The 22,207-nt window shown below is 64.2% G+C and carries 25 protein-coding genes; 21 read left to right on the top strand and 4 right to left on the bottom strand.

The window, feature by feature from the left end:
* Positions 1 to 8: 8 nt before the first annotated feature.
* The 4 genes from dnaN (at position 9) to gyrB (ending at position 5,846) form a co-directional block, all read left to right on the top strand.
* Positions 9 to 1,127, top strand: coding sequence for a DNA polymerase III subunit beta (dnaN, locus tag OC446_RS11750; RefSeq protein WP_040638226.1), 1,119 nt, complete (start codon positions 9 to 11; stop codon positions 1,125 to 1,127).
* A gap of 257 nt (positions 1,128 to 1,384) precedes the next feature.
* On the top strand, positions 1,385 to 2,545 hold the full coding sequence (gene recF, locus OC446_RS11745) for a DNA replication/repair protein RecF (RefSeq protein WP_262029209.1): 1,161 nt from the start codon (positions 1,385 to 1,387) through the stop codon (positions 2,543 to 2,545).
* Between the two features lie 62 nt (positions 2,546 to 2,607).
* Entirely contained in the window at positions 2,608 to 3,222 is a 615-nt protein-coding gene (locus OC446_RS11740; RefSeq protein WP_262029208.1) for a LysE family translocator, read from the top strand.
* A gap of 197 nt (positions 3,223 to 3,419) precedes the next feature.
* Positions 3,420 to 5,846, top strand: a complete 2,427-nt coding sequence (gyrB, locus tag OC446_RS11735) for a DNA topoisomerase (ATP-hydrolyzing) subunit B (protein WP_262029207.1) — start codon at positions 3,420 to 3,422, stop codon at positions 5,844 to 5,846.
* A gap of 246 nt (positions 5,847 to 6,092) precedes the next feature.
* On the opposite strand, the gene OC446_RS11730 is transcribed toward gyrB, so the two are convergent.
* Positions 6,093 to 6,563 carry a hypothetical protein gene (locus tag OC446_RS11730; protein ID WP_262029206.1) on the bottom strand — a complete coding sequence of 157 codons (471 nt, stop codon included), beginning with the start codon at positions 6,561 to 6,563 and terminating at the stop codon, positions 6,093 to 6,095.
* A 112-nt stretch (positions 6,564 to 6,675) separates the two neighbouring features.
* On the opposite strand from OC446_RS11730, the gene OC446_RS11725 reads away from it, so the two are divergent.
* From OC446_RS11725 to OC446_RS11705, 5 genes are all read left to right on the top strand, one after another.
* Positions 6,676 to 6,918: a hypothetical protein gene (locus tag OC446_RS11725; RefSeq protein ID WP_262029205.1), complete on the top strand. Its 243-nt coding sequence runs from the start codon at positions 6,676 to 6,678 to the stop codon at positions 6,916 to 6,918.
* Positions 6,919 to 6,978: 60 nt separating this feature from the next.
* Entirely contained in the window at positions 6,979 to 7,245 is a 267-nt protein-coding gene (locus OC446_RS11720) for a hypothetical protein (protein WP_262029204.1), read from the top strand.
* Positions 7,246 to 7,844: 599 nt separating this feature from the next.
* On the top strand, positions 7,845 to 9,848 hold the full coding sequence (locus tag OC446_RS11715; protein WP_262029203.1) for a BCCT family transporter: 2,004 nt from the start codon (positions 7,845 to 7,847) through the stop codon (positions 9,846 to 9,848).
* A gap of 157 nt (positions 9,849 to 10,005) precedes the next feature.
* A complete protein-coding gene (locus tag OC446_RS11710; RefSeq protein ID WP_262029202.1) occupies positions 10,006 to 11,334 on the top strand; it encodes a DUF2254 domain-containing protein in 1,329 nt (442 codons plus the stop codon).
* Complete coding sequence (locus OC446_RS11705; protein ID WP_262029201.1) at positions 11,324 to 11,836, top strand: DUF421 domain-containing protein; 513 nt, start codon at positions 11,324 to 11,326, stop codon at positions 11,834 to 11,836. Before OC446_RS11710 ends, OC446_RS11705 begins: the two co-directional genes overlap by 11 nt.
* Positions 11,837 to 11,929: 93 nt before the next feature.
* On the opposite strand, the gene OC446_RS11700 is transcribed toward OC446_RS11705, so the two are convergent.
* Both OC446_RS11700 and OC446_RS11695 read right to left on the bottom strand, forming a co-directional pair.
* On the bottom strand, positions 11,930 to 13,171 hold the full coding sequence (locus OC446_RS11700) for a cation:proton antiporter (RefSeq protein ID WP_262029200.1): 1,242 nt from the start codon (positions 13,169 to 13,171) through the stop codon (positions 11,930 to 11,932).
* 84 nt (positions 13,172 to 13,255) lie between these two features.
* The gene (locus tag OC446_RS11695; RefSeq protein WP_262029199.1) at positions 13,256 to 14,044 is read right to left on the bottom strand and encodes an STAS/SEC14 domain-containing protein; all 789 of its coding nucleotides are present in this window, start codon (positions 14,042 to 14,044) and stop codon (positions 13,256 to 13,258) included.
* A gap of 552 nt (positions 14,045 to 14,596) precedes the next feature.
* Between OC446_RS11695 and OC446_RS11690 the strand changes: the two genes are divergently transcribed.
* The 4 genes from OC446_RS11690 to OC446_RS11675 all read left to right on the top strand — a co-directional run bounded on the left by OC446_RS11690 (position 14,597) and on the right by OC446_RS11675 (position 16,448).
* Positions 14,597 to 14,767, top strand: coding sequence for a hypothetical protein (locus OC446_RS11690; RefSeq protein ID WP_262029198.1), 171 nt, complete (start codon positions 14,597 to 14,599; stop codon positions 14,765 to 14,767).
* Positions 14,768 to 14,868: 101 nt separating this feature from the next.
* Entirely contained in the window at positions 14,869 to 15,240 is a 372-nt protein-coding gene (locus OC446_RS11685; protein ID WP_262029197.1) for an ArsR/SmtB family transcription factor, read from the top strand.
* A 4-nt stretch (positions 15,241 to 15,244) separates the two neighbouring features.
* A complete protein-coding gene (locus tag OC446_RS11680; RefSeq protein WP_262029196.1) occupies positions 15,245 to 15,799 on the top strand; it encodes an SRPBCC family protein in 555 nt (184 codons plus the stop codon).
* Positions 15,800 to 15,893: 94 nt separating this feature from the next.
* Positions 15,894 to 16,448 (top strand): dihydrofolate reductase family protein, encoded by a 555-nt coding sequence (locus OC446_RS11675; protein WP_262029195.1) that lies wholly within the window; start codon positions 15,894 to 15,896, stop codon positions 16,446 to 16,448.
* 180 nt (positions 16,449 to 16,628) lie between these two features.
* On the opposite strand, the gene OC446_RS11670 is transcribed toward OC446_RS11675, so the two are convergent.
* Positions 16,629 to 17,153: a dihydrofolate reductase family protein gene (locus OC446_RS11670; protein ID WP_262029194.1), complete on the bottom strand. Its 525-nt coding sequence runs from the start codon at positions 17,151 to 17,153 to the stop codon at positions 16,629 to 16,631.
* Between the two features lie 47 nt (positions 17,154 to 17,200).
* Between OC446_RS11670 and OC446_RS11665 the strand changes: the two genes are divergently transcribed.
* The 8 genes from OC446_RS11665 to OC446_RS11630 all read left to right on the top strand — a co-directional run bounded on the left by OC446_RS11665 (position 17,201) and on the right by OC446_RS11630 (position 22,167).
* Entirely contained in the window at positions 17,201 to 17,788 is a 588-nt protein-coding gene (locus OC446_RS11665) for a TetR/AcrR family transcriptional regulator (RefSeq protein ID WP_262029193.1), read from the top strand.
* 268 nt (positions 17,789 to 18,056) lie between these two features.
* On the top strand, positions 18,057 to 18,713 hold the full coding sequence (locus tag OC446_RS11660) for a Crp/Fnr family transcriptional regulator (protein ID WP_262029192.1): 657 nt from the start codon (positions 18,057 to 18,059) through the stop codon (positions 18,711 to 18,713).
* A 90-nt stretch (positions 18,714 to 18,803) separates the two neighbouring features.
* A complete protein-coding gene (locus OC446_RS11655; protein ID WP_262029191.1) occupies positions 18,804 to 19,064 on the top strand; it encodes a DUF6894 family protein in 261 nt (86 codons plus the stop codon).
* Between the two features lie 459 nt (positions 19,065 to 19,523).
* The gene (locus OC446_RS11650; protein WP_134499941.1) at positions 19,524 to 19,733 is read left to right on the top strand and encodes a cold-shock protein; all 210 of its coding nucleotides are present in this window, start codon (positions 19,524 to 19,526) and stop codon (positions 19,731 to 19,733) included.
* A 145-nt stretch (positions 19,734 to 19,878) separates the two neighbouring features.
* Positions 19,879 to 20,079, top strand: a complete 201-nt coding sequence (locus tag OC446_RS11645; protein WP_262029190.1) for a hypothetical protein — start codon at positions 19,879 to 19,881, stop codon at positions 20,077 to 20,079.
* Between the two features lie 385 nt (positions 20,080 to 20,464).
* Positions 20,465 to 20,770, top strand: a complete 306-nt coding sequence (locus tag OC446_RS11640; RefSeq protein WP_262029189.1) for a hypothetical protein — start codon at positions 20,465 to 20,467, stop codon at positions 20,768 to 20,770.
* A 41-nt stretch (positions 20,771 to 20,811) separates the two neighbouring features.
* The gene (locus OC446_RS11635) at positions 20,812 to 20,958 is read left to right on the top strand and encodes a hypothetical protein (protein ID WP_262029188.1); all 147 of its coding nucleotides are present in this window, start codon (positions 20,812 to 20,814) and stop codon (positions 20,956 to 20,958) included.
* 15 nt (positions 20,959 to 20,973) lie between these two features.
* The gene (locus tag OC446_RS11630) at positions 20,974 to 22,167 is read left to right on the top strand and encodes a PAS domain S-box protein (RefSeq protein WP_262029187.1); all 1,194 of its coding nucleotides are present in this window, start codon (positions 20,974 to 20,976) and stop codon (positions 22,165 to 22,167) included.
* The last annotated feature ends 40 nt before the right edge of the window (positions 22,168 to 22,207 follow it).

Genomic DNA, 22,207 nt, shown 5'->3' with positions numbered 1-22,207 from the left:
GCTGGGTTATGAGAGTTACCGTTGAGCGCGCCGCTCTGCTGAAGGCGTTGGGGCATGTGCACCGCGTCGTCGAGCGCCGCAACACCATTCCGATCCTGTCGAACGTCCTGCTGCGGGCGGACGAAGGATCGCTTCGCCTCAAGGCCACCGACCTCGACATCGAGGTGACGGAGACGATCCCGGCCGAGATCACGGATGCCGGCTCGACCACGGTTCCGGCCTACATGATCTACGACATCGTCCGAAAGCTTTCCGACGGCGCCCAGGTGTCGCTCGAGATGACCGCCGACATGGGCCAGATGCAGATCCGCTCCGGCCGTTCGCGCTTCATGCTGCAGGCCCTGCCGGAAAGCGACTTCCCGGACCTCGCCGCCGGCGACCTGCCGCACCGCTTTACGCTTGCGGCCAGCGACCTCAAGCGCCTGATCGAGAAGACACAGTTCGCGATCTCCACGGAAGAGACTCGCTACTACCTCAACGGCATCTATCTCCACACCATCGACGCAGGCGGCTCCATCGTCATGCGCGCGGTCGCCACCGACGGACACCGTCTCGCCCGGGTCGAGATCCCGGCGCCCACGGGCTCGGAAGGCATGCCCGGCGTGATCGTGCCGCGCAAGGCCGTGGCCGAGATCGTCAAGCTCGTGGAAGACGGGTCCGAGAACGTCACCGTCGAATTGTCCTCCGCCAAGGTGCGCCTGACCTTTGACGGCGTGGTGCTGACCTCCAAGCTCATCGACGGCACCTTCCCCGATTACCAGCGCGTCATCCCGGCCGGGAACGACAAGGTTCTCGTGGTCGAGCGCGCCGATTTCTCCAAGGCCGTGGATCGCGTCTCCACCATCTCGTCCGAGCGTGGACGTGCGGTGAAACTCGCGTTGGGTGACGGGCGCCTGACGCTCACCGTCAACAACCCGGATTCGGGCAGCGCCACGGAAGAGATCGAGGTCGATTACGACGCCGCGCCGATCGATATCGGCTTCAACGCCCGTTACCTCCTCGACATCACGTCCCAGCTCGACGGCGACACCGCCCTGTTCAAGCTCGCCGATCCCGGCTCCCCTACCATCGTCCAGGACCGCGAAGGCGCCTCGGCGCTCTACGTCCTGATGCCGATGCGGGTGTAAGGCGCACTGACAAGCGTCATTCCAGACGGAGCGCGGCGACGATCTGGGATCGGTTTCGGAATTTACTCACTGTCATCACCTCCCCGGACTTGATCCGGGGACCCGTGACGGTGATCCCGATTGCTTGAGGTGCCGCGCTTCTCCGTGTGCCGGCCATGACGTGAATCGTCTGGATGCAGGGCCTGCAAACACTCCGAAGCCGCTTTGGCCGCGCCAACGCTTGATCTTTCGCGTCCGCTCCTGAATGAAGGGGGCGCATGTCCTCCTCCCCCGTTGCCGCTTCCCGAATCGTCCGCTTGATTCTCCAGGACTTCCGCACCTATGCGAGTCTGGACCTCACTGTCTCGCGCCCGCTGGTGGCGCTCGTGGGCGAGAACGGGGCCGGCAAGACCAATGTGCTGGAGGCGATCTCTCTGTTCATGCCCGGTCGCGGCCTGAGGCGCGCGGAGCTGGGCGAGATGGCGCGCCATGAGGGGCCGGGCTCCTTCGCCGTTTCGGTGACCCTCGACGCCCCTTTCGGCGAGCACCGGCTCGGCACCGGCATCGAGCCCCAGGGCGAAGGCTCCCGCGCCTCGCGGGTCTGCCGCATCGATGGGATGCCCGCCTCCTCGCCCACGGCCTTCGCCGAGTTCCTGCGCATCGTCTGGCTCACGCCGGATCTCGACGCCCTTTTCCGCGGGCCCGCCGGCGACCGGCGGCGTTTTCTCGACCGGCTCGTCCTCGCGGTCGATGCGGAGCACGGGTCGCGGGTGAACGCCCTGGAGCGGGCGCTGCGCTCGCGCAACCGCGTGCTCGAGGAAAACCCCGACGACCGGCTCTGGCTCGATGCCCTCGAACGGGAGGTGGCGGAACTCGCCATCGCGGTGGCGGCCGCCCGCCGAGAGACCGTGGAGCGGCTGGCGAGCCTCATCCTCGAGACCCGCGAGGAGGAATCGCCCTTCCCCTTCGCCACGATGGGCCTCGACGGCGATCTCGACACGCTCGTCGCCACCCTGCCGGCCGTCGATGCCGAGGACCGCTACCGCGCGATCCTGCGCGATTCCCGCGCCCGCGACCGGGCGGCGGGACGCACCCTCGTCGGCCCCCAGGCTTCGGACCTCCTCGTGCGCCACGGCCCGAAGGACATTCCCGCCAACACCGCCTCCACGGGCGAGCAGAAGGCGCTGCTGATCGGCCTCGTCCTCGCCCATGCCCGCCTCGTCGCCAGCATGAGCGGCATCGCGCCCTTCGTGCTCCTCGACGAAGTCGCCGCCCATCTCGATCCCCGCCGTCGGGCCGGGCTGTATGACGCGCTGGAATCCCTGGGCGGGCAGGTCTGGATGACGGGCGCGGATCCGGGCCTCTTCGCCGAGTTGCAGAGCCGGGCCGACATCCTGCAGGTGTCGCCCGGCGTGATCGAATCCATCAGAATTCCTTGATGGTCTGAAGAGCCGCTTGGTCTTATGGTGACGGCAATAGTGTCTCTTCCGGGTCGAGAACCATGGATATCGCAGGCCTGCTGCTCTTCTCCTCCGCCCTCTTCATCGCCGCCGCCTCGCCCGGCCCGGGTATCGCCGCCATCGTCGGGCGGGTTCTCGGCCGCGGGCCGAAGGAGGCGGTGGCGTTCAGCATCGGCGTGGCGCTGGGAGACGTGGTCTGGCTGACCTTCGCCATTCTGGGTCTCGCGGCACTCGCTCAGGCTTTTCACGAGGTGTTCCTGGTCATCAAATACGCCGGTGCGGCCTACCTGCTCTACATCGCCTATAAGATCTGGACGGCGCCCGCGCTCGCCAAGGACGTGAAGGCCGACGCGAGGCGGGAGCATCCGGCCAAGCTTCTCCTCGGCGGCCTCGCCCTCACCCTGGGCAACCCGAAGACCATCGTGTTCTACCTCGCCCTCCTGCCGACCATCCTCGACCTCACCCGGATCACGGGGTTGGGCTATGCGGAGCTAGTGGCCGCGACCTTGAGCGTTCTGGGCGTGGTCTTTGCCGGCTATATCGTGCTCGCCGCCCGGGCCCGGCAGCTCTTCACGACCCCGAAGGCGATCCGGAGGCTCAACCGCACCACCGGGGCCCTCCTGGCCGGCGCTGCGGCTGCCGTTGCGTCGCGCTGACCTCCCGGCGCGGCTGAGGCAAAGAACCGCCCCTGAAAGTCCCTGATTCGGCAGATTCTGGTGGATTTTTCCGCCCCTTTTCACGCGCGCATGTACGCGCGGGGGTGAAATTTCAACGATTCGTCACTAAATATCTGATCTGACGAATCAAAACCCTGGCGTGCCTGTCCTTTTTCGCGCGTCTTGAAGGATCCCAAATGGCCGAACCTGCTATCAACGTGAATGCCGACGCCTATGGCGCGGAATCGATCAAGGTCCTCAAGGGCCTTGATGCGGTGCGCAAGCGGCCGGGCATGTATATCGGCGATACCGATGACGGCTCGGGCCTGCACCACATGGTGTACGAGGTGGTGGACAACGCCATCGACGAGGCGCTCGCCGGTCACGCGACGGAAGTCACGGTCACGCTCAATGCGGACGGTTCGGTGACCGTCACCGACAACGGCCGCGGCATTCCCACCGACATCCACCAGGGCGAAGGCGTCTCGGCCGCCGAGGTCATCATGACCCAGCTGCACGCGGGCGGTAAGTTCGACCAGAACTCCTACAAGGTCTCAGGCGGCCTGCACGGCGTGGGCGTCTCGGTGGTGAATGCGCTCTCCACCTCCCTGAAGCTGCGCATCTATCGCAACGGCAAGGAACACTTCATGGAGTTCCGCCACGGCGATGCGGTGGCACCCCTCGCGGTGATCGGCGACGCGCCGGGCAAGCGCGGCACGGAAGTGACCTTCACGCCCTCGCCCGAAACCTTCACCATGGTGGAGTTCGACTACGCGACCCTGGAGCACCGCCTGCGCGAGCTGGCGTTCCTGAACTCGGGCGTGCGCATCGTCCTGACCGACAAGCGCCATGCGGAGCACAAGCGCGAGGAGCTGATGTACGAGGGCGGCGTGGAAGCCTTCGTGCGTTATCTCGACCGCGCCAAGACCCCGCTGATCCAGCAGCCGGTCATGATCCGCTCCGAGAAGGACGGCATCGGCGTCGAGGTGGCTCTGTGGTGGAACGACTCCTACCACGAGAACGTGCTCTGCTTCACCAACAACATCCCGCAGCGCGACGGCGGCACGCACCTGGCGGGCTTCCGCGCGGCGCTGACGCGTCAGGTGAACGGCTACGCGGAATCGTCGGGCCTCACGAAGAAGGAAAAGGTTTCGCTCACCGGCGACGATTGCCGCGAGGGCCTGACCGCCGTCGTCTCCGTGAAGGTGCCGGATCCGAAGTTCTCGTCTCAGACGAAGGACAAGCTCGTTTCCTCCGAAGTGCGTCCCGCGGTCGAGAACGTGATGAACGAGGCGCTCAACAACTGGCTCGAGGAGCACCCGCAGGAGGCCCGCACCCTCGTCGGCAAGGTGGTGGAAGCCGCCGCCGCGCGTGAGGCCGCCCGCAAGGCGCGCGAGCTCACCCGCCGGAAAGGCGCGCTCGACATTGCGTCGCTTCCCGGCAAGCTCGCCGATTGCCAGGAGCGCGATCCGTCGAAATGCGAATTGCTGCTCGTCGAGGGCGACTCCGCCGGCGGCTCTGCCAAGCAAGGCCGCAACCGCGCCTTCCAGGCCGTACTGCCGCTGCGCGGCAAGATCCTCAATGTCGAGCGTGCGCGCTTCGACAAGATGCTGTCGAGCCAGGAAATCGGCACGCTGATCACCGCGCTCGGCACCGGCATCGGCCGCGAGGAGTTCAACCTCGACAAGCTGCGCTACCACCGCATCATCATCATGACCGACGCGGACGTGGACGGCTCGCACATCCGTACTCTGCTGCTCACGTTCTTCTTCCGTCAGATGCCGGAGCTGATCGACCGCGGGTATCTCTACATCGCCCAGCCGCCGCTCTATAAGGCGACTCGCGGCAAGTCCTCGATCTACCTGAAGGACGAGCGCGCGCTCGAAGATTACCTCATCGGCGAAGGCGTCGAGAACGCCGCGCTGCAGCTCGAAACCGGCGTGGCCTTCCAGGGCGACCAGCTGAAGGGCCTCATCGACGAGTCGCGCCTCGTGCGACAAGTGCTGAACAGCCTGCACACTCGCTACGACCGCAAGGTCGTGGAGCAGGCGGCGATTGCCGGTGCCCTGCGTCCCGACGTGGCCGAGGATCCACAGCAGGGTCCCGCCAAGGCGGCCTATATTGCGCAGCGTCTCGACGCGATCTCGGAAGAACTGGAACGCGGCTGGACCGGCGAGATCCGCGAGGGCGGCTATGTCTTCTCGCGCACTGTGCGCGGCGTGACGCAGACCGCGACGCTCGACCAAGCTCTCATCGCCAGCCAGGAAGCCAAGAAGCTCGACGAGCGCGCCACAACTCTGCAGGACGTCTATGCGAGGCCTGCGAAGCTCGTGCGCAAGAACGATGAGATGCAGATCGACGGTCCGCTTTCGCTCTTCAACGCGGTGCTTGCAGCCGGACGCAAGGGGCTGCAGCTCCAGCGTTACAAGGGTCTCGGCGAGATGACAGCCCAGCAGCTCTGGGAGACAACCCTCGACGCCGACGTGCGCTCGCTGCTGCAGGTGAAGGTCAAGGACACGACCGACGCCGACGATCTCTTCGTCAAGCTCATGGGCGACGTGGTGGAACCGCGCCGCGAGTTCATTCAGGAAAACGCCCTCTCGGTGGCGAACCTGGATGTGTGATCATCACGATGTGTCCCCGGGTCTTGAAGTCTGACTCAAACCCGGGGGTATCCTGACTCGAATCGGCGAAAAGCCTGACTCTTCGGTCCTTACAGCCTTGGGTTGTGCGCTGGCCGACAGGACTGGGAGCGTCTGCCAAGGACTGAGAAAAGGCCCGTTTCCGTCAGGGAAGTCGGGCCTTTTCTCGTTCGAACGTCCGCCGCGCCCCAGATCTCGAGTCCTTTGGGCAGGTACGGCCGCTCTTCCTCACCGAAGGAACGCGGCAATCACGAGGATTCCGACGGCCAATCCCGCGAGGAATTCGATTCGTTTCCCCGATGTCGCAATCCTGTCTGCGTGCTTCCTGATGACGTCCAGGCGCTCCAGGGACGGGTCGGCCAAAGCTTCTGCGTGGGTGACTTCGGACATGGCACTTGCAGCAGGTGCCGAGAGTCTCTTGTCGACGGCGACATCGTCGATCTGCGCGGTCGTAACACCGCTGGGGAATACGACGTCCTTAGGGTATCCGGGTGCCATGCCGGCCATCGCATACTGGAAGCAGGTCGGCGAGATCGCCACCCGGAGGACCGCCGGTGTCGGGCTGATCCAGAGATGCCGGAACAGCACGTCGAACTGATCCTGAGCGATAATGACGTCGACCTGCGCCGACGGCGGTTCGTCGTCGTGGATCAGGCATTGCACAACGGCCCGTACGGGGGTGCCGGATGACAGCGGCACGCCGTCATCCCAGGATTTCCCCACATTCCACAGACACGGAACAAATGAAGAACATTGCGATGGTGGCCGATGCTCCGAATCAGTATCGTCGCGGCTCTCAAGGGAGGTGACGATGACCGATCAGGTTCAGCCCACGTGTGACACGGAGCAGATGGAGGCTGATGTCACGGCCATGATCGAATCCTACGGCGGCAACCCACGAACCGCCATCAAGGCCCTTCTCGGCGAGCAGCACATCCAGGAACAACGGATCGAGCGACTCGCCGCAGCCCTGTCGTTCGGGTACGTCCGGGGACGGATTGGGGTGACGCCGGTCCGGGGTGGCTCCAGTCACCCTGAAACCATCGGATCGTGATGATTGCGTGGCTTGGCACCGCCATCAGCCGAAGCAAATAAAGAACCTCGAGGCGATCCCATGCGGCACGGTCATTCGAGAAAGTCCCGTCGTCTTATCACTCGGGACATCGCCGAAAGGCTCCTGGGGTCCCTGCGGTCGACCCGCCATCTCCTCACGCGCACGTTGGCCGACATCCCGATCGGCGGCCCGGAGTACAGTCAGATTGACCGAGTGGTGCAGGAGATCGACGGGCTGGCCAGGATCCTGATCGGGGATGAGACCCACTACTTTCGCGAGGACAGTCGCGCTCGTGTCCCCAGCACGGGACAGGACGGCGAACAGTGATGGAATGACATAGGCTCATGCCGCACGGAGCGGGCGCGACGGGCTTTCGAGTTGGGGCAGTCTCAGGCAGTCGGCAGTAGCCGAACGTCCGGTTGCCGCCGCATCACGGACGTTTGGTGTACTTCCACCTCGTGCCAATAGCTGCCATTCCTATCGCGCATCCCATCCACCAGCACATTTAAGCCAGGGCCGCAGTGGAATGTCAGTCCTCGCCTAAGGAGCTGTCAGCTTGGCGGCGTGTACGGGACGGGGGTGCCGGGCGCGATAGGCGGATGCTGCTTCAGGCTCTTTTCGAACTCGACCACGATCTAGTCCACAAGATCAAGCCGGAAGAGTGCAAAAGGCCGCCAATAAAGGCCGCATTGGGTCGGCGTCCGAGATTCCCTGCGCTTCAGGACGCTCCAGCTCATGATTTCGCGAAGAACTCAGTTGGAGAAGCTTCTGTTCTTGAAAGGCATCTCCGATCGATTTGAAGCCCCTTGGCCGGGAACTCTTCTGGCATCGCCGTCTTCTATTTGGACCGGGAGCTTGGGCATTCAGGAGAGAGACGCCCCCCGGGAAGAGCCGCGGCGGGCGACGGAGCATCCAAGGGTTGCCGTATGTTCAAGCGCTTCATCATCAAACCGCCGGTCTTCTTCGGTGCCGTCGCCGTCATCAGCCTTTTCCTCGCCACCGGGGTCGTTGCGCCCGATCGCGCCGGCCAAGTCTTCAAGGATCTACAGGCTGCCATTCTCAACAGCTTCGGCTGGCTCTATCTCCTTGCCGTCGGCATCTTCCTGGCAACCGTGCTGCTCCTCTGCCTAGGCCGCTACGGGCGACTGAAGCTCGGCCCGGACGAATCCACACCCGATTTCAAGTTCACCTCCTGGATCGCTATGCTCTTTGCGGCCGGCATGGGCATCGGTCTCATGTTCTACGCTGTGGGCGAGCCGATGACCCATTTCATCACGCCGCCCACGGCCCAGCCGCGCTCGGTGGCAGCGATGCGGGAGGCCATGTCGGTCACCTTCTTCCACTGGGGCATCCATGCCTGGGCCATCTATGCCGTGGTCGGCTTGTCGCTGGCCTATTTCGGCTACCGCTACAATCTTCCGCTGACGATCCGCTCCGGCCTCTACCCGCTCCTCAAGGAGCGGATCGACGGCCCCATCGGCCACGCCGTCGACATCTTCGCCATCGTCGGCACCATGTTCGGCATTGCCACCTCGCTCGGCATCGGGGTTTCCCAGATCAATGCCGGCCTCAACTATCTTCTCGGGATCCCCATCGGTATCGGCGTCCAACTCCCCCTGATCGCGGTTATCACGGGCCTGGCCACGGTTTCCGTCGTCACCGGCCTCGACAAGGGAGTGCGCATCCTCTCCGAGATCAATCTGGTCGTGGCGATCCTGCTGATGCTCTTCGTCCTGGCGGTCGGGCCGACGGCGCTGCTGTTCCGCGATTTCGTGCAGAACCTGGGCCTCTATCTCGACACGCTGCTGCTGCGCACCTTCAACATCTATGCCTATGAGCCGACGCCCTGGATCGATGCCTGGACGCTCTTCTACTGGGCCTGGTGGATTTCCTGGTCCCCCTTCGTCGGCATGTTCATCGCCCGCATCTCACGCGGCCGCACCGTGCGCGAGTTCGTCACCGCCGTGCTGTTCATCCCGGCCGGCTTCACCTTCTTCTGGATGACCGTATTCGGCAACACCGCGATCTTCGTGGATACCGGCACGGCAGCCGGTGCTCTTGGTACCGCGGTCGCCGACGACGTATCGGTCGGCCTCTTCAAGTTCTTCGAGTATCTGCCGTTCTCAGGCCTCACCTCGACCCTGGCCGTGCTGCTGGTCGGGATCTTCTTCATCACGTCGGCGGATTCCGGTTCGCTGGTCATCGACTCCATCGCCGCAGGCGGCGAGACCGAAACCACCACCGGCCAGCGCGTCTTCTGGTGCGGGCTCGAAGGCGTCGTATCGGCCAGCCTGCTCCTGGCCGGCGGGCTCAGCGCCCTGCAATCGGCGACCATTGCCAGCGCCCTGCCCTTCACCTTCGTCATGCTGGCGCTCGTCTGGTCCCTCCTGGTCGGCATGCGGGCGGACCTTGCCCAGCAGGAGGCCCACGCGGCCAGAACGAGCATTCCCTCCGCCCAGCCCGCCGCGGGCCTTACTTGGCAGCGCCGTCTCGCGCTCATCCTCCATGCCCCTACCGAGGCCGAAGTGGACCAGTTCATCGCCAGCCATGTGCGCCCGGCGCTCGACCAGGTCGCGAAAGAGTTGAGTGCGCGCGGCCGCCCCTCGTCCGTGGTCGAGGAGGACGGGGGCGCCATTGCCCTGCGCTCGCCCGCCGAAGGTGTCCGCGACTTCGTCTATGGCGTCAGCCGCAGCGCCCAGCCCATGGCAACCCTTTCGCCGCTCGACGTCGGCAGGCCGGAATACCGCTACGAGGCCCGCACCTATTTTTCCAGCGGCGGTCGCGGCTACGACATCATGGGCCTGCACCGCGACCAGATCATCGCGGACGTCCTCGTCCAGTTCGAGCGCTATCTCCTGCTCGTCCAATCGCCGGCGATGCAACTCCTTCACGGCGCCCCGGAGCATGAGCCGGACCCGCCCCCTCCGTGAACGGGTCGCGGGCGAGCCTCTGAGCCAGCAATCGCCGTCCTCTGGGACGCCCTGGGATGGAATGTCCCGCTTCGTGCTTCGGATGCCTTGCGAACGCCTGACGTGACGCCGACGGAGCCACGATGGATCCAGCCGGTGCGGCCGGGGTTGTCACGACATGGAGCGCATCCGGAACATCATCGTCCTTCTACGCGGACAACTCTGGATCCTCCCGCTGATCCTCAGCGTTCTCGCGCTCGGCTTGGCCTATTGGGTTCTGACGTTCGGCCCCTCACTGCTCGAGGGCTGGGGCGGCGGGGAGCTTTGGTGGATCTACGGGGGCGATGCGAGCAGCGCCCGCGGCCTCCTGTCAAGCCTGCTGTCAGGCCTGATGACCATGTTCTCGCTCGTGGTCTCCGTCACCTTCGTCATCCTGACGCTCGCGGCGAACCAGCTCGGCCCCCGCCTGGTTCCCAATTTCATGGGCGACCGGCAGATCCAGGCCGTGATCGGCCTGTTCCTCGGCACCATCCTCTACGTGCTGTTCGTGCTGCGCAGCCTCAACGAGCAGCTCGGGTCCGAGGGGGTGCCTCATGCCGCCGTGACCATCGGCAGCGTACTCACGGTCGTATGCCTGTTCGCCCTGCTGTTCTACGTCCACAAGGTCGCCCGAGCCATCGTGGCGGACAACATCGTGGCACGGGTCGCTCATGACCTGCACAACAATGTCCGCAGCATGCTCCCGGAGACGGGCGAGGGCGATGGCGCCATGCCGGATGACATTCCGCCGAAGGCCGGCACCGTGTCGTTGGGCCGAAGCGGCTACATCCAGGTGATCGACTACGACAGGCTCGTCTCGGTGGCCTGCCGGGAAGGTGCCCTCCTCGAGGTGAAGGTGCGGGCGGGTCACTTCGTCCTGGCCGGCGGGGAGCACGTGGTCGTCCATGCCGTACGGCCGCTGGATAACGAGACCGTCGCAGCGATCAGGGACGCGGCCGTGATCGGCGAGGAGCGCAGCCCGGCCCAGGACCTGGAGCACGGCCTGCGCCAGCTCGTCGAGATCGCGTTGCGGGCTCTGTCACCCGGCATCAACGATCCGCATACGGCCATGGCCGTACTGGACCGCCTCGGCGCAGCCCTGGAGGAGATATTCCAGCGGAGCCTCCCGCCGACCCTGCTGCACGACCCTCAGGGTGCGGTTCGGGTAATTGCGCGTCGCTCCGACGTGCAGGGCCTCAGCGATGCGGCCTTCGACCCGATCCGGCAAGCCGGCCAGGAGATCCCGGCCGTTCTGATCCGCATGGCGGATGTCCTGGGGCAGCTTGCGTCCATTGTCCGGCGCCGGGAGGCCCGGGACGCCGTCGTGCAGCATCTCGGCAAGCTGGTCGAAACCGCCGAGGCGGCGCGGCTTGCCCCCTGCGACCGGGCCGCAATCCTGCTGCGGATCGAGCAGGCCAGGATCGCCACCTCGGCTCGGCTAAAGGAGGCAACCATCCATGTTCTTTGACTCATGGGCCGGGCTGGGACGCGTCCTCGTCGTCGGCACGCTGGCCTATATCGCTCTCGTGGCGATCCTACGGATCTCGGGCAAGCGCACGCTGACCAAGCTGAACGCCTTCGACCTCGTGGTCACGGTGGCGCTCGGTTCGATCCTTGCCACCGTGCTCCTGAGCAAGTCGGTCGCCCTGGCGGAAGGCGTGCTGGCGATGGTGCTCCTGGTGCTCCTGCAATTCGCGATCACGTGGCTGTCCGTCCGCTCGCCCGGCTTCCAGAACCTGGTGAAGAGCGAACCGACGCTGATCCTCCATCGGGGCAGGTTTCTGGACGGTCCGATGCGGTCGCAGCGGATCACCCGCGAGGAGGTCATGGCAGCGCTGCGCTCCAGCGGAGCGACGGACGCCGCCCGGGTGGCGGCCGTGATCCTGGAGACCGACGGTACGATCAGCGTCATCGGGAGCGCGGATCACGATGCGGATGCGCCAACCCTGGCCACAGTTCGCAAGACGTGACGGCTCTCGCATCCGGACGTGCGGCGTGCCGGTTGACCTCATCGTCCATGGATGATCGCCCCCCTCTGCGGAGAGGGAACGGACCCGTGCGGCTCAGATCGTCCGTCCCACGACCGCGCGCAGGCTCAGCCCCTGGACCACGATGGTGAACACCACCACCGCGTAGGTCGCCGCCAGCAGGGGCGGCTTCTCGGCCACCTCCGGCAAGGACAAGGCGAGGGCGATCGAGATGCCGCCGCGCAGCCCGCCCCAGGTCAGCACCGGGATCGTGCCCCGGACGAATTCCTGCCGGCCCTGGAGCATGAGCACCGGGCCGGTCACCGCGAGGAAGCGACCCAGGAGCACGAGGGGGATGCTGGCGGCCGCCAGCCCGGCAAAGAACGGATCGAAGCGCAGCACCAGCACCTCGAGCCCGATCAGCAGGAACAGCACCGAGTTGAGGATTTCGTCCACCAGCGTCCAGAAGCCGAACACATAGCGCTGCGTCAGGTCGCTCATCGCATCCACCGGGCCGCGATTGCCGACCAGGATGCCGGCCACCACTACCGCAATCGGCCCGCTCATGTGGAGCTTGGCCGCCAGGGCATAGGTTCCGGCCACCAGCGCGAGCGAGATCAGCGTCTCCATCGGGTAGTCGTCGATCCGGCGCATGGCCCGGTAGGCGAGATAGCCCGTCCCCCACCCGAGCGCCGCCCCGCCAAGAGCCTCGACGAAGAACAGCTCGGCGACGTGCAGGATGCTGCTCTCGCCCCCGCTGCCCGCCGCCAGCGCCAGCAGGACCGTGAAGACCACCACGCCGACGCCGTCATTGAACAGGGACTCGCCAGCCATGTCCATTTCAAGCGCCTTGGGCACCTCGACGGTCTTGAGGGTGCTGAGCACCGCCACAGGATCGGTCGGGCTGATCAAGGCGCCGAACACCAGCGCCCATGGCAGTGAAATGGCGATACCCAGCAGTCCTGACAGCCACCACAATCCAACGCCGACCACCGCTGTCGAGATCACGACACCGAGCGTGGCGATCAGCCCGACCGTCCAGGCCCGCTCGCGCAGGATGCCGAGATCGACGTGCAGCGCCCCGGCAAACAGCAGGAAGGCGAGCATGCCGTTGAGCACCGTCTCCCGGAAGTCGATCTGCCGCAGCATGGCCGTGAGGCTCTCGTACAGGGCGACATTGGGCAGCGCGACCTCAATCCCGATCAGGACGAGTGAGGCGCCCAAGGCCATGATGAGCAGGCCGATGCTGTGAGGCAGGCGGAGGAACACGTGGTTGAGCCAGCCGAACACGGCGGTGAGAACGAGCAGAACGGCGATGAGATCGAAAGCAGAGGGCACGGGAGAACTCACGCAGACGGACGAACGATAATGCCTGGACGGCCGAATGGTTGGATTGCCCTGCCCGTCTCCCTTCGCTCGGCCTCACGCCGGGTTCCCGATCCGGGGTTCCGCCTCCAGCCAGCGCCAGGCCTCGTCCTCCTGCGCCGCGTCGAAATGGCGGGTCTGGATGCGGGTCAGTGGCGCAGCCCATCCGGTCACGCTGGCCATCCAGGCCGGGCCGCCGACCAGGGCATAGCGCTCGACCTGCCGCCAGCCGCGCATCTTCACCGAGGCGAGCCCCTCCTGACGCAGGGCGTCGAGGGTGATGCCGTCGAAGGTCACGATGCGCACGAGCACGCGTAGCCGCTCGTGGGCGCCCAGCGCCTGCTCGAAGGCAGAGACCAGGAGATGAATGTCGTCCCGGCGGATGCGCCCGTTCACCTCGAACGCGATCACGTCCGGCGTGGTCGTCTCGATGAGGCGAACCGAGGGCGGTGCCTGTGCCGCCTCGGGCTCGCCAGCCGTGATCGGCTGGGCCACCCAGGTCAACGCCTCGTCTCGCTCGCCCGGCGCGAAGGTGCGGATCTCGATCTGGGGCAGGATACGGCCTTGCACCTGGACGATCCGGCGCACCCACTCCTGCTCGGTCACCACCGCCATGCGGGCGAAGCGGCGCAGTTCACTCAGGTGGCGCAGCCCGTAGCCGAGATCGCGGGCGAACGCGCCCGGCGTCATGCCCGTCATCGCGATCTCGATATAGAGCGCGATGCGCCTGCCGCGGGCCAGGGCCTCCTCGACCGCCGCGATGCCGCGTTCGATATCATCTTTGTCAACTTGGCCGCTCACCCGCATCGCAACCACGTGTTCGGGAGCAGGCAGAACCTCCAGCATGGCACCGTCCTCCGCTAAGGCTGGACCGGATCCGCGATCCGGCCTCATCCTGACATAGGGCGCACCCTGCAATGTGACCGTCCCGAGAGCCTTCTTAACGTGACGCGGTCTCGCGAGACTTGAGGGTATCTTCCCTCCTCGTTCAAGATCTCGGATTCGCGGGCCGTTGCATGGAGCAGCGACCAGGTTGCGCAGACCCGTGAGCGTCTGGCAGTTGCCAAGTTGGCAGGGCATCACCATCCCGGAGTGGATCTCTGCCCAGCAAGTAATGAACCTGTGGTGGCAGCCCCTGTCACCCTCATGGAGCACCTCCTCAATCTCCTGAGCACATCCTCCCTATCCGAGACGATGGCTCGCGAGCGGACTTACTCCGCACAAATCGCGAAACGCGCTGAGTGTAGCTCCGCAAGGTCCGGATTGGGTCAAACCTTCACCGTCCGACCTCTCAATGAACGTCGGCATTTCTCCGCTGAAGCGGACTAAGCTCTTTGGTCCGGGGAGTGCCAAATCCGGACCTTCCTGTTCCAACCTTGCTGGAGGTCGCCGCTGTCCTTGCTCGGCGTGGTGGTGTTCGCCGAGACCGTGCAAGGACTGGATATCTTGAAGATACTGATCGTGTCGGCCAACACTTTCTTGGCAACGTCCGAGCGCAAAGAACTGAAGCTCACAATGACAGTTGGGCTCCAGACCCATGATGACGCCGCACACATTGCCCCTGCCTGAGGAACCGTCGAGCGGACCAGACGCTCCAGCGGGAAGGTCAGACATCGGGTGGAGCTCCGGTGTCCCGAGAGCCAAAACTTAGCCAGAAGTGAAAGTATGTCTTGACCGCCGGCACGCGGCGGCCGATACTTTCCGCCATGGCTAAGTGTTTAACCGATTTAGACAGGGCCTTTTCCGCCCTCGCAGATCCGATCAGGCGAGCGATCATCGGTCGTCTGTGTGATGGCCCGAAATCCGTCAGCGAACTGTCTGAGCCGTTCAAAATAGCTCTGCCGTCGCTGCTCAAGCATGTGCGTGTTCTCGAGCAGAGCCGGCTCGTCAGCTCCGAGAAAATCGGACGCGTTCGAACCTGCAAGCTTGAGCCGCACGTCCTCCAGGCGACCGAAGCGTGGCTACATCAGCATATCTCCGCCTGGGAGAAACGCCTCGATCGCATGGAAGCCCACATCGAACGGATGAAACGGAAGGATTAAGACGTTGAACGCTCCATCCCAAAAGTCCGGCTCCCCCTGGCAGGACTGGCCCGTTGATCGTGAGATCATCCTGAGCCGGGTCATTGATGCTCCCCGGAGCGTCGTCTGCTCCGCTTGGACGGACCCGGATCAGATCGGACAGTGGTTCGGTCCCGACGGCATGGTGATCGAAAGCAAAGAGATCGACCTCAGGCCAGGCGGGGTCTGGCGGTTCGACATGGTCGCTCCCGACGGCACTCGCTATACCAACCGAATGCTGTTTCTCCGTATCGAGGCCCCGGCCCTCATCGAGGTCGAGCACGGGTCGGACGCGGACGACGACCCCGGTCGGTTCAGGATGCTCGTCACCTTCGACGAACAAAGCAACGGCAAGACCGTGCTCACGCTCCGGCAGATGCATCCGACCAAGGAGCGTCGGGAATGGGCGGTCAGCTTCGGGGCCGTGGAGTATGGGGGGCAAACGCTCGCAAAACTGGCCCGGCACGTTGCGAAGGTCAGGGGTGGACGAGCGAATGAGCCTGTGGGTCCAACGTCCCCACACGGCGCGAATGCCGAATGAAAGCTCGCCCCGCTCCTTCGTGCCGCCCTGGGATCGGCGGAATGGCCACTGACTGCCGATCGACGATCGAACAAAGTGCCCGAAAGCATCGGATATGAGAAAGCTGATCGCCTGGAACGTCATGACGCTGGATGGATATTTCGAAGGCTCCGGACCCTGGCAGCTCGATATGCACGGCACGGTCTGGGGCGAGGAGCTGGAGGAATTTTCCCTCCGTCAGGGCGGGGAAATCGGAACGCTCCTGTTCGGCCGGCGCACCTATGACGGCATGCGCGACTATTGGACGAAGAAGGAGGGTCCGATCGCCAGGATGATGAACGGCCTCGACAAGGCGGTGGCCTCCCGCTCACTGGAGGCGGCTAACTGGGCCAACAGCCGGCTTCTGAAAGGCGAAGCGGCTGAAACGGTCAGGGCGCTCAAACAGGAAGCTGGCCGGGACGTGTTCGTCTTCGGCAGCGCCGAATTGCTGGCAACGCTGATGGACGAGGAACTGGTGGACGAATACCGCGTCTGTCTTGCGCCGGTGGTGTGGGGCGAAGGCACGCCGCTGTTCAAACCTGCAAGCGGCCGGACCCACTTCACCTTGCGCGAGTGCCAGCCTCTCAAGAACGGCGGGCTGATCCTTTCCTACGAGCAAAAGAGCGTGTGACGCTCGAAACAGTCGTTCTCGTTCCGCTGGGCCGCACCGTGCGGTCGGCATAGCCGTCCAGGGACTGGTTCAACGCAAAGGCGAGCCTCGCCATACGGGTGCATCTCAATCAAAGCGGTGCGTTGAAGCGGAACCGGGGTCCCACGTGTGACAGTGGCCAGCCAGATCGAGCCCACCACGCTAGAACCGGTAGTGCAGCCGCACGCAGCCCTTGTCGATCGCCTTGGCGCTGACGAGAGTCGGGCTGGCGCGGAAGCCCGTGAGCGGAAAGAGCGGGCGACCACCGCCCAGCATCTCCGGGATGACGTAGATCTCGATCTCGTCCAGTGCGCCGCGCTCGAGGAACGCCATCTGCAACTGACCGCCACCCATCATCCAGACGTCGCCGTCGTCGAGCTCGCGAAGTTCCCGGATCAGCGCATCGACGTCGCCGCGGACCTCCAGCGCCCCCCGCGGTTCGTCGATCGGCCGCGACGTGACAACGATGACGCGCTGGCCTCCGTAAGCCCACGGCGAGGGATCCCTGGCGATGAAGTCGTATGCGCCGCGCCCCATCACCACGGTACGGATGCGGTTGAGGAAGATGCGGTAGTCGTGCTCCCCCAGGTCCATGTCGTTGTACGTGAACAGCCAGTCCAGAGTGTCGTCCTCGGTGGCGATCAGCCCGTCGAGGCTGGCGGCGATGTAACCCAGAATCCTGGCCATGGCGGTCTCCCGTTGATTAATAAACGAATAAACGTTTATATATATCCATGGCAAGACCCAAGACGATTCCTGACGAGCAGGTGCTCGACGCCCTCCTCGATGCGCTTATGGAGAGCGGACCCGATGCGCTTTCCTTCGCGCGCGCCGCGAAGGCCTGTGGCCTCTCGCCGGCGACACTGGTGCAGCGCTACGGCGCCCGGGAGGCGATGGTCCAAGCCATTCTCCTGCGGGCCTGGGACCGGCTCGATGCGGCAACCGAGGCTGCGGACGCGGTTGAGGCGCCGACCCCTGAAGGTGCGATCAATCTGCTGCTGCGCCTGATGCCGCCGGAGACCGCCGAACGTGACGCGAGCAATGGCCTGCTGCTGTTGCGGGAGGACCTCCGCGATCCGTTGCTGCGCCGCCGCGGCGCGGCCTGGGGCCATCGCCTGGCCGAGGCTCTCGGCCGCCGCCTCGCGAGGGATCCGGCGCAGGGCGAGCGCCTCGGCTGGCAGATGGCGAGCCTCTGGCAGGGTGCCCATACCTGGTGGGCCTTCACGCGCGAGGAGCCGCCGGAACAGGCGATCAGACGGGTCTTGGAGGAGTGGATTGGAGGCCTGAATGACCACCGCTGGCAAGATCCTGAAGTAGGCTGAGCTTTCGAGAGACAGCGAAGAGCAGGCTCATACTGTCTCACTTGGGTACCTTCCATGCCCCAACTGGGATCAAGGGCGGATCCCGACCGTCATCATATGGACCGAGGTCTGCTCGCCTTCCGGCACAACCTCGGCTATGCTGATGAGCACCGTGGGCCAAGTTCCAGAAGTGGTTTGGATCAGATCCTGAAACAGGAGATCCTCCCTGTACACGCGCCTGATCCGCAAACTTGAGCATTATGACCAACTCTCGGATACCGAGCGCCGGTTGCTGGAGGGAGCGGCCGTCAGGCCGCGACAGGTCAACAAGGGCGTGGACATCCTTCTGGAGGGGGACCGTCCGCCCGAGTGCACGGTTCTGCTGGAGGGTTATGCCGGGCGCTACAATCTCCTCAGGAACGGCAAGCGCCAGATCACGGCCCTTCACCTGCCCGGCGACTTCGTTGACCTCGACAGCTTCCTGGTGAAGCGGATGGACCATGCGGCCATGGCGATCACGCCCTGCACGGTCGGCGTGATCTCTCACGACACCCTGCGCGAGATCTCCGAGAACCATCCCCACCTGGCCCGTCTGCTCTGGCTGACCACCCTTGTCGATGGGGCGATCAACCGTCGATGGCTGGTGGCCATGGGGCGACGCTCGGCCCTGGAGCACACGGCTTACCTGCTCTGCGAGCTGTTCGTGCGGCTTGAGGCCGTCGGGCTGGTCACGGAGGATAGCTTCAAGCTTCCTCTGACCCAGGCCGAGCTGGGTGACGCCCTTGGCCTCTCGAACGTCCATGTGAACCGCATCATCCAGGAACTGCGAACGGAGGGCCTGATCACCTGGCGCGGGGAAACCCTCACCGTCGAGGACAGGCGGCTTCTGCAACAGCTTGCCGAGTTTGACCCATCGTTCCTGTGCCTGGACAGGGAGCCACGCTAGCGGGAGCGGCAGCCTCGGCATCTTCCCGGACGAAGGCACAACGAACCACACCCTCCCGGATTTGGAGGCATCAGATGATAGGACAAAGCCATGCCTCGTTTTTACTTCGATGTGCGGGAAGGAACGCGGTTCATCCCTGATGCAGATGGCCTTGAGTTCGAGAGCCTGGATGCTGCCGAACATGCGGCAGCGGAGGCCGCAGCCGAGATCGGCCGGGATCGGCTGCCGAAGAGCGACGCTCGGGACATCACGATCGAAGTGAAGAACGAACATCGCCAGCGGGTACTGACCGTGACAATCACCATGGCGATCCACCGGGTGGATCCGGAGCCGCTGCCCCCACGCGCGTGAGACAGATGTCTGATGTCACGAAGCAGGCCTTATGGAGCCGTGGCGGCAGCAAACTACGCTGCCCCGGAACAGCTAAGGTCAGCTAATGGGATGGACCGGCCGTGCTTACCGGCGCCCCCTTCATCAGGGGCTCCCAGCACGAGGAACTGAGCCATGTCTACAGCTCCGCTTCATCAGGTTGCCACCCTTAGGATCGACATCGGCAAGACCAGCTTCCACCTGAGATGACAAGTTTTTTGCTAATTCAAGCAAGAAGAAACACACCACTTGCTATTGATCTGGAAAAGAACTATATAGTTTTTATCGGATTTTGGCCGGACAATCGGGTCGTTTCGCTTCTGGTATCGCCAAGCGCACGTTCGGACTTTCTTACCATTACATCGACAAGCCGAGTTGAGATCGCGCTTTTGCGCGCCTTCACTCACGTGCATCTACATGCAATTGCGAAAGGTGACTCCCATGATTACGGGCACTGTGAAGTTCTACAACGATATGAAGGGCTTCGGCTTCATCCAGCCGAACGATGGCAGCAAGGACGTGTTCGTCCATGCGACCGCTCTTGAGCGTGCCGGCATGCGCAACCTCGTCGAAGGCCAGAAGGTCTCGTTCGACACGGCCGAAGATCGCCGCTCCGGCAAGATCGCCGTCAACAACATCGAAACGGCGTAATCGCTATGATCGCTCAGGACATAGGCCTGAGCCGTCTGGTCATGAAGCCGCTCCCTTGTGGGGCGGCTTTTTGGTTCGCGCCTTCGATCACCCGGCAGCGGTTATCCGCGCCGCCTGACAAGCAGTCGGGCTCCAGGAGCAATGAATGTCTCACAAATACAAAATCCATCAGTTGGTCCGCATCACCCATCCGAACTTCTCGGATAAGCGCGCAACGACAAGCGGTATCTACGAGGTAACCCGCCTCATGCCGGCCGATCAGACCGGCGAGGTCTCCTATCGCATCAAATCGTCCGGCTTCGGCGAGCGCGCCGTGCGCGAGAGCGAGATCACGGCACAGGCGTGAACCGATTGACCAGCGCAGAGGCCTTCTTTCGCGGATCGCAGGTCTACGCCCCTGTCACCTTGCTTCGTCAGGGTGATGAGACCCTGTACGTGGCGCGCGTCGGCCGGAAGACGTCACGACAGTTCATGATTCTCACGCCCACGGGCAAACCTGCATGGCCGCACGAGCCGCTCGGCAGCCTCTCTGACGTTGCCTGGGCGCTTCAAGCCCATGAGTGGCACCTCGCGGCGCCCGAGACGATGGGCGAGAGTACTCAGCCAGCCATGAGGTTGGCACGGCTGCTCACGGAGCGAGCCTGACAACGAAAGGCGTGGAGGCGAAGGCATGGATGAGATAGCATCGCTGGTAACAGTTTTGCCTCTCAACCCGCAGGAGGAGGCTCACCATGGTTGATCAACCAACCAATCTTGATGCGCATCGCGGCATGGCAGCCCAGAAAGCCACTGACCTTCGACGGCTGCGATCCGAGGTTGAGGCCGATCAGGCAGCACTCCACGCACGACAGGCGGAATTGGAGGATCTGCTCGCGGCCGCACCCGCCACCGACTGGGCGGAGGCTGTCGAGAAGGCGCGCTATCTGCTGGGTCTGCTCGCAAAGAGTTTGGACGCATCCGACCTGCGTCGCCGCAGGCTTATCGACGGCGTGCTGGCCGACTTCGATCATCTGCTCGACAAGCCGCCCCACAACTGAGACCACTACTCCCAGATCCTGACTGACAATGGAGATAATTCATGGCCAGAGGCGAAAAGCGCGGCAACCGCGAGGCGAAGAAGCCGAAGCAGGACAAGCCCAAGACCCCGATCCAGGCCTCTCCCTTCGTGAGCCAGGGCAAGGGCAGCGCTCCGGCCAAACCGCCCGGCGGCAAGCGGGCATCGTAGCTGGAGCGACATCAATTGAGGCCTGACCCGATCCTCGCAGATACCCTTCAGAGCCGCGCCGAAGAGCGGGTGAGTGCCTTCCAACGCGGCGGCGGCCCGTTCGTCGCCGCGGTCGAGGCTACCCGCATGCCCATGGTGGTCACAGACCCCACGGTGACCGGCAATCCCATCGTTTACGTCAATCAATCCTTCATCGATCTCTTCGGGTACTCCCACGAGGAGGTCATGGGCCAGAACTATTTCTTTCTGACCGGTCCTGACACCGATCCTGAGGTGGAGCGGCTCATCCGGGCTGCCATGATCGTGGACGAGCCTCTCAACTTGGAGGTCCAGCTTCGGGCCAAAAGCGGCCGGGAGGTGTGGGTGGCCCAGTTCGTCAGTCCTGTTCACGACAACCAGGGCTGCCTGATCCAGCACTTCGCATCGTTCTGGGACATCACCCGCCGCGTCAGGGCCGAGCGCCGCACCCAACGTCTGAACGAGGTGCTGGAAAGCCGCGTCAGGGAACGTACGCATGAACTTCAGAAGGAACTGGATCGTCGGCATGCCTTGGAGGGTGTCCTGACGGAGAGCATCCGGGAGAAGGACAAGCTTCTGAGCCAAAGAAGAGTGCTGCTGCACGAGGTCAATCACCGGGCCAAGAACAGCATCGCCATGGCCATTTCGATGCTGCGCCTTCAGATCGCCCGCCAAGGCGATCCCAATGTATCGGAGGCCTTGGAGAACGCGATCCAGCGCCTCGACCATCTCGCCCGCATTCACGAACTCCTCTACCGGCAGGACAGCAACGACGTGCAGTCGGTCGACATGGCCGCCTATCTGACGGAGCTGTGCCGGAACTTCGGCCATCTTCAGAGCCCTGACGACCTTCGCATCGAACTCATGAGCGACGCGGACGACATCACGTTGGATGTTGATCGGGCGATCAACGTGGCGCTGATTACCGGTGAGGCGATCACCAACGCCCTCAAGCATGCCTTCCCGGACAAGCGGCGAGGCGCGGTCCGCGTCGGGCTGCACCATGAAGGGGAGGACGTGCTTCTCTCCATCGAGGACAATGGCGTGGGCATTACCGGCCCTCGGCGCCCAGGGTCAATGGGCATGCGCCTGATCGAGGGTATGGCACGTAGTCTCAATGGCACGCTCACCATCGAGGGCGACCGGAGGACGCGGATTGCCGTGCGGTTCCCGGCGGCCATTCGATCGTAAGGCGCCTCCATCCAACGTTTCGGCCAAGTGCATTCGACTG

Source organism: Microvirga sp. Mcv34, from assembly GCF_024519725.1.
In the GTDB taxonomy this organism is placed as follows: Bacteria; Pseudomonadota; Alphaproteobacteria; order Rhizobiales; family Beijerinckiaceae; genus Microvirga.
Note: the sequence above shows the minus strand (reverse complement) of the source record. Positions and strands in the feature narration are given on the sequence as shown.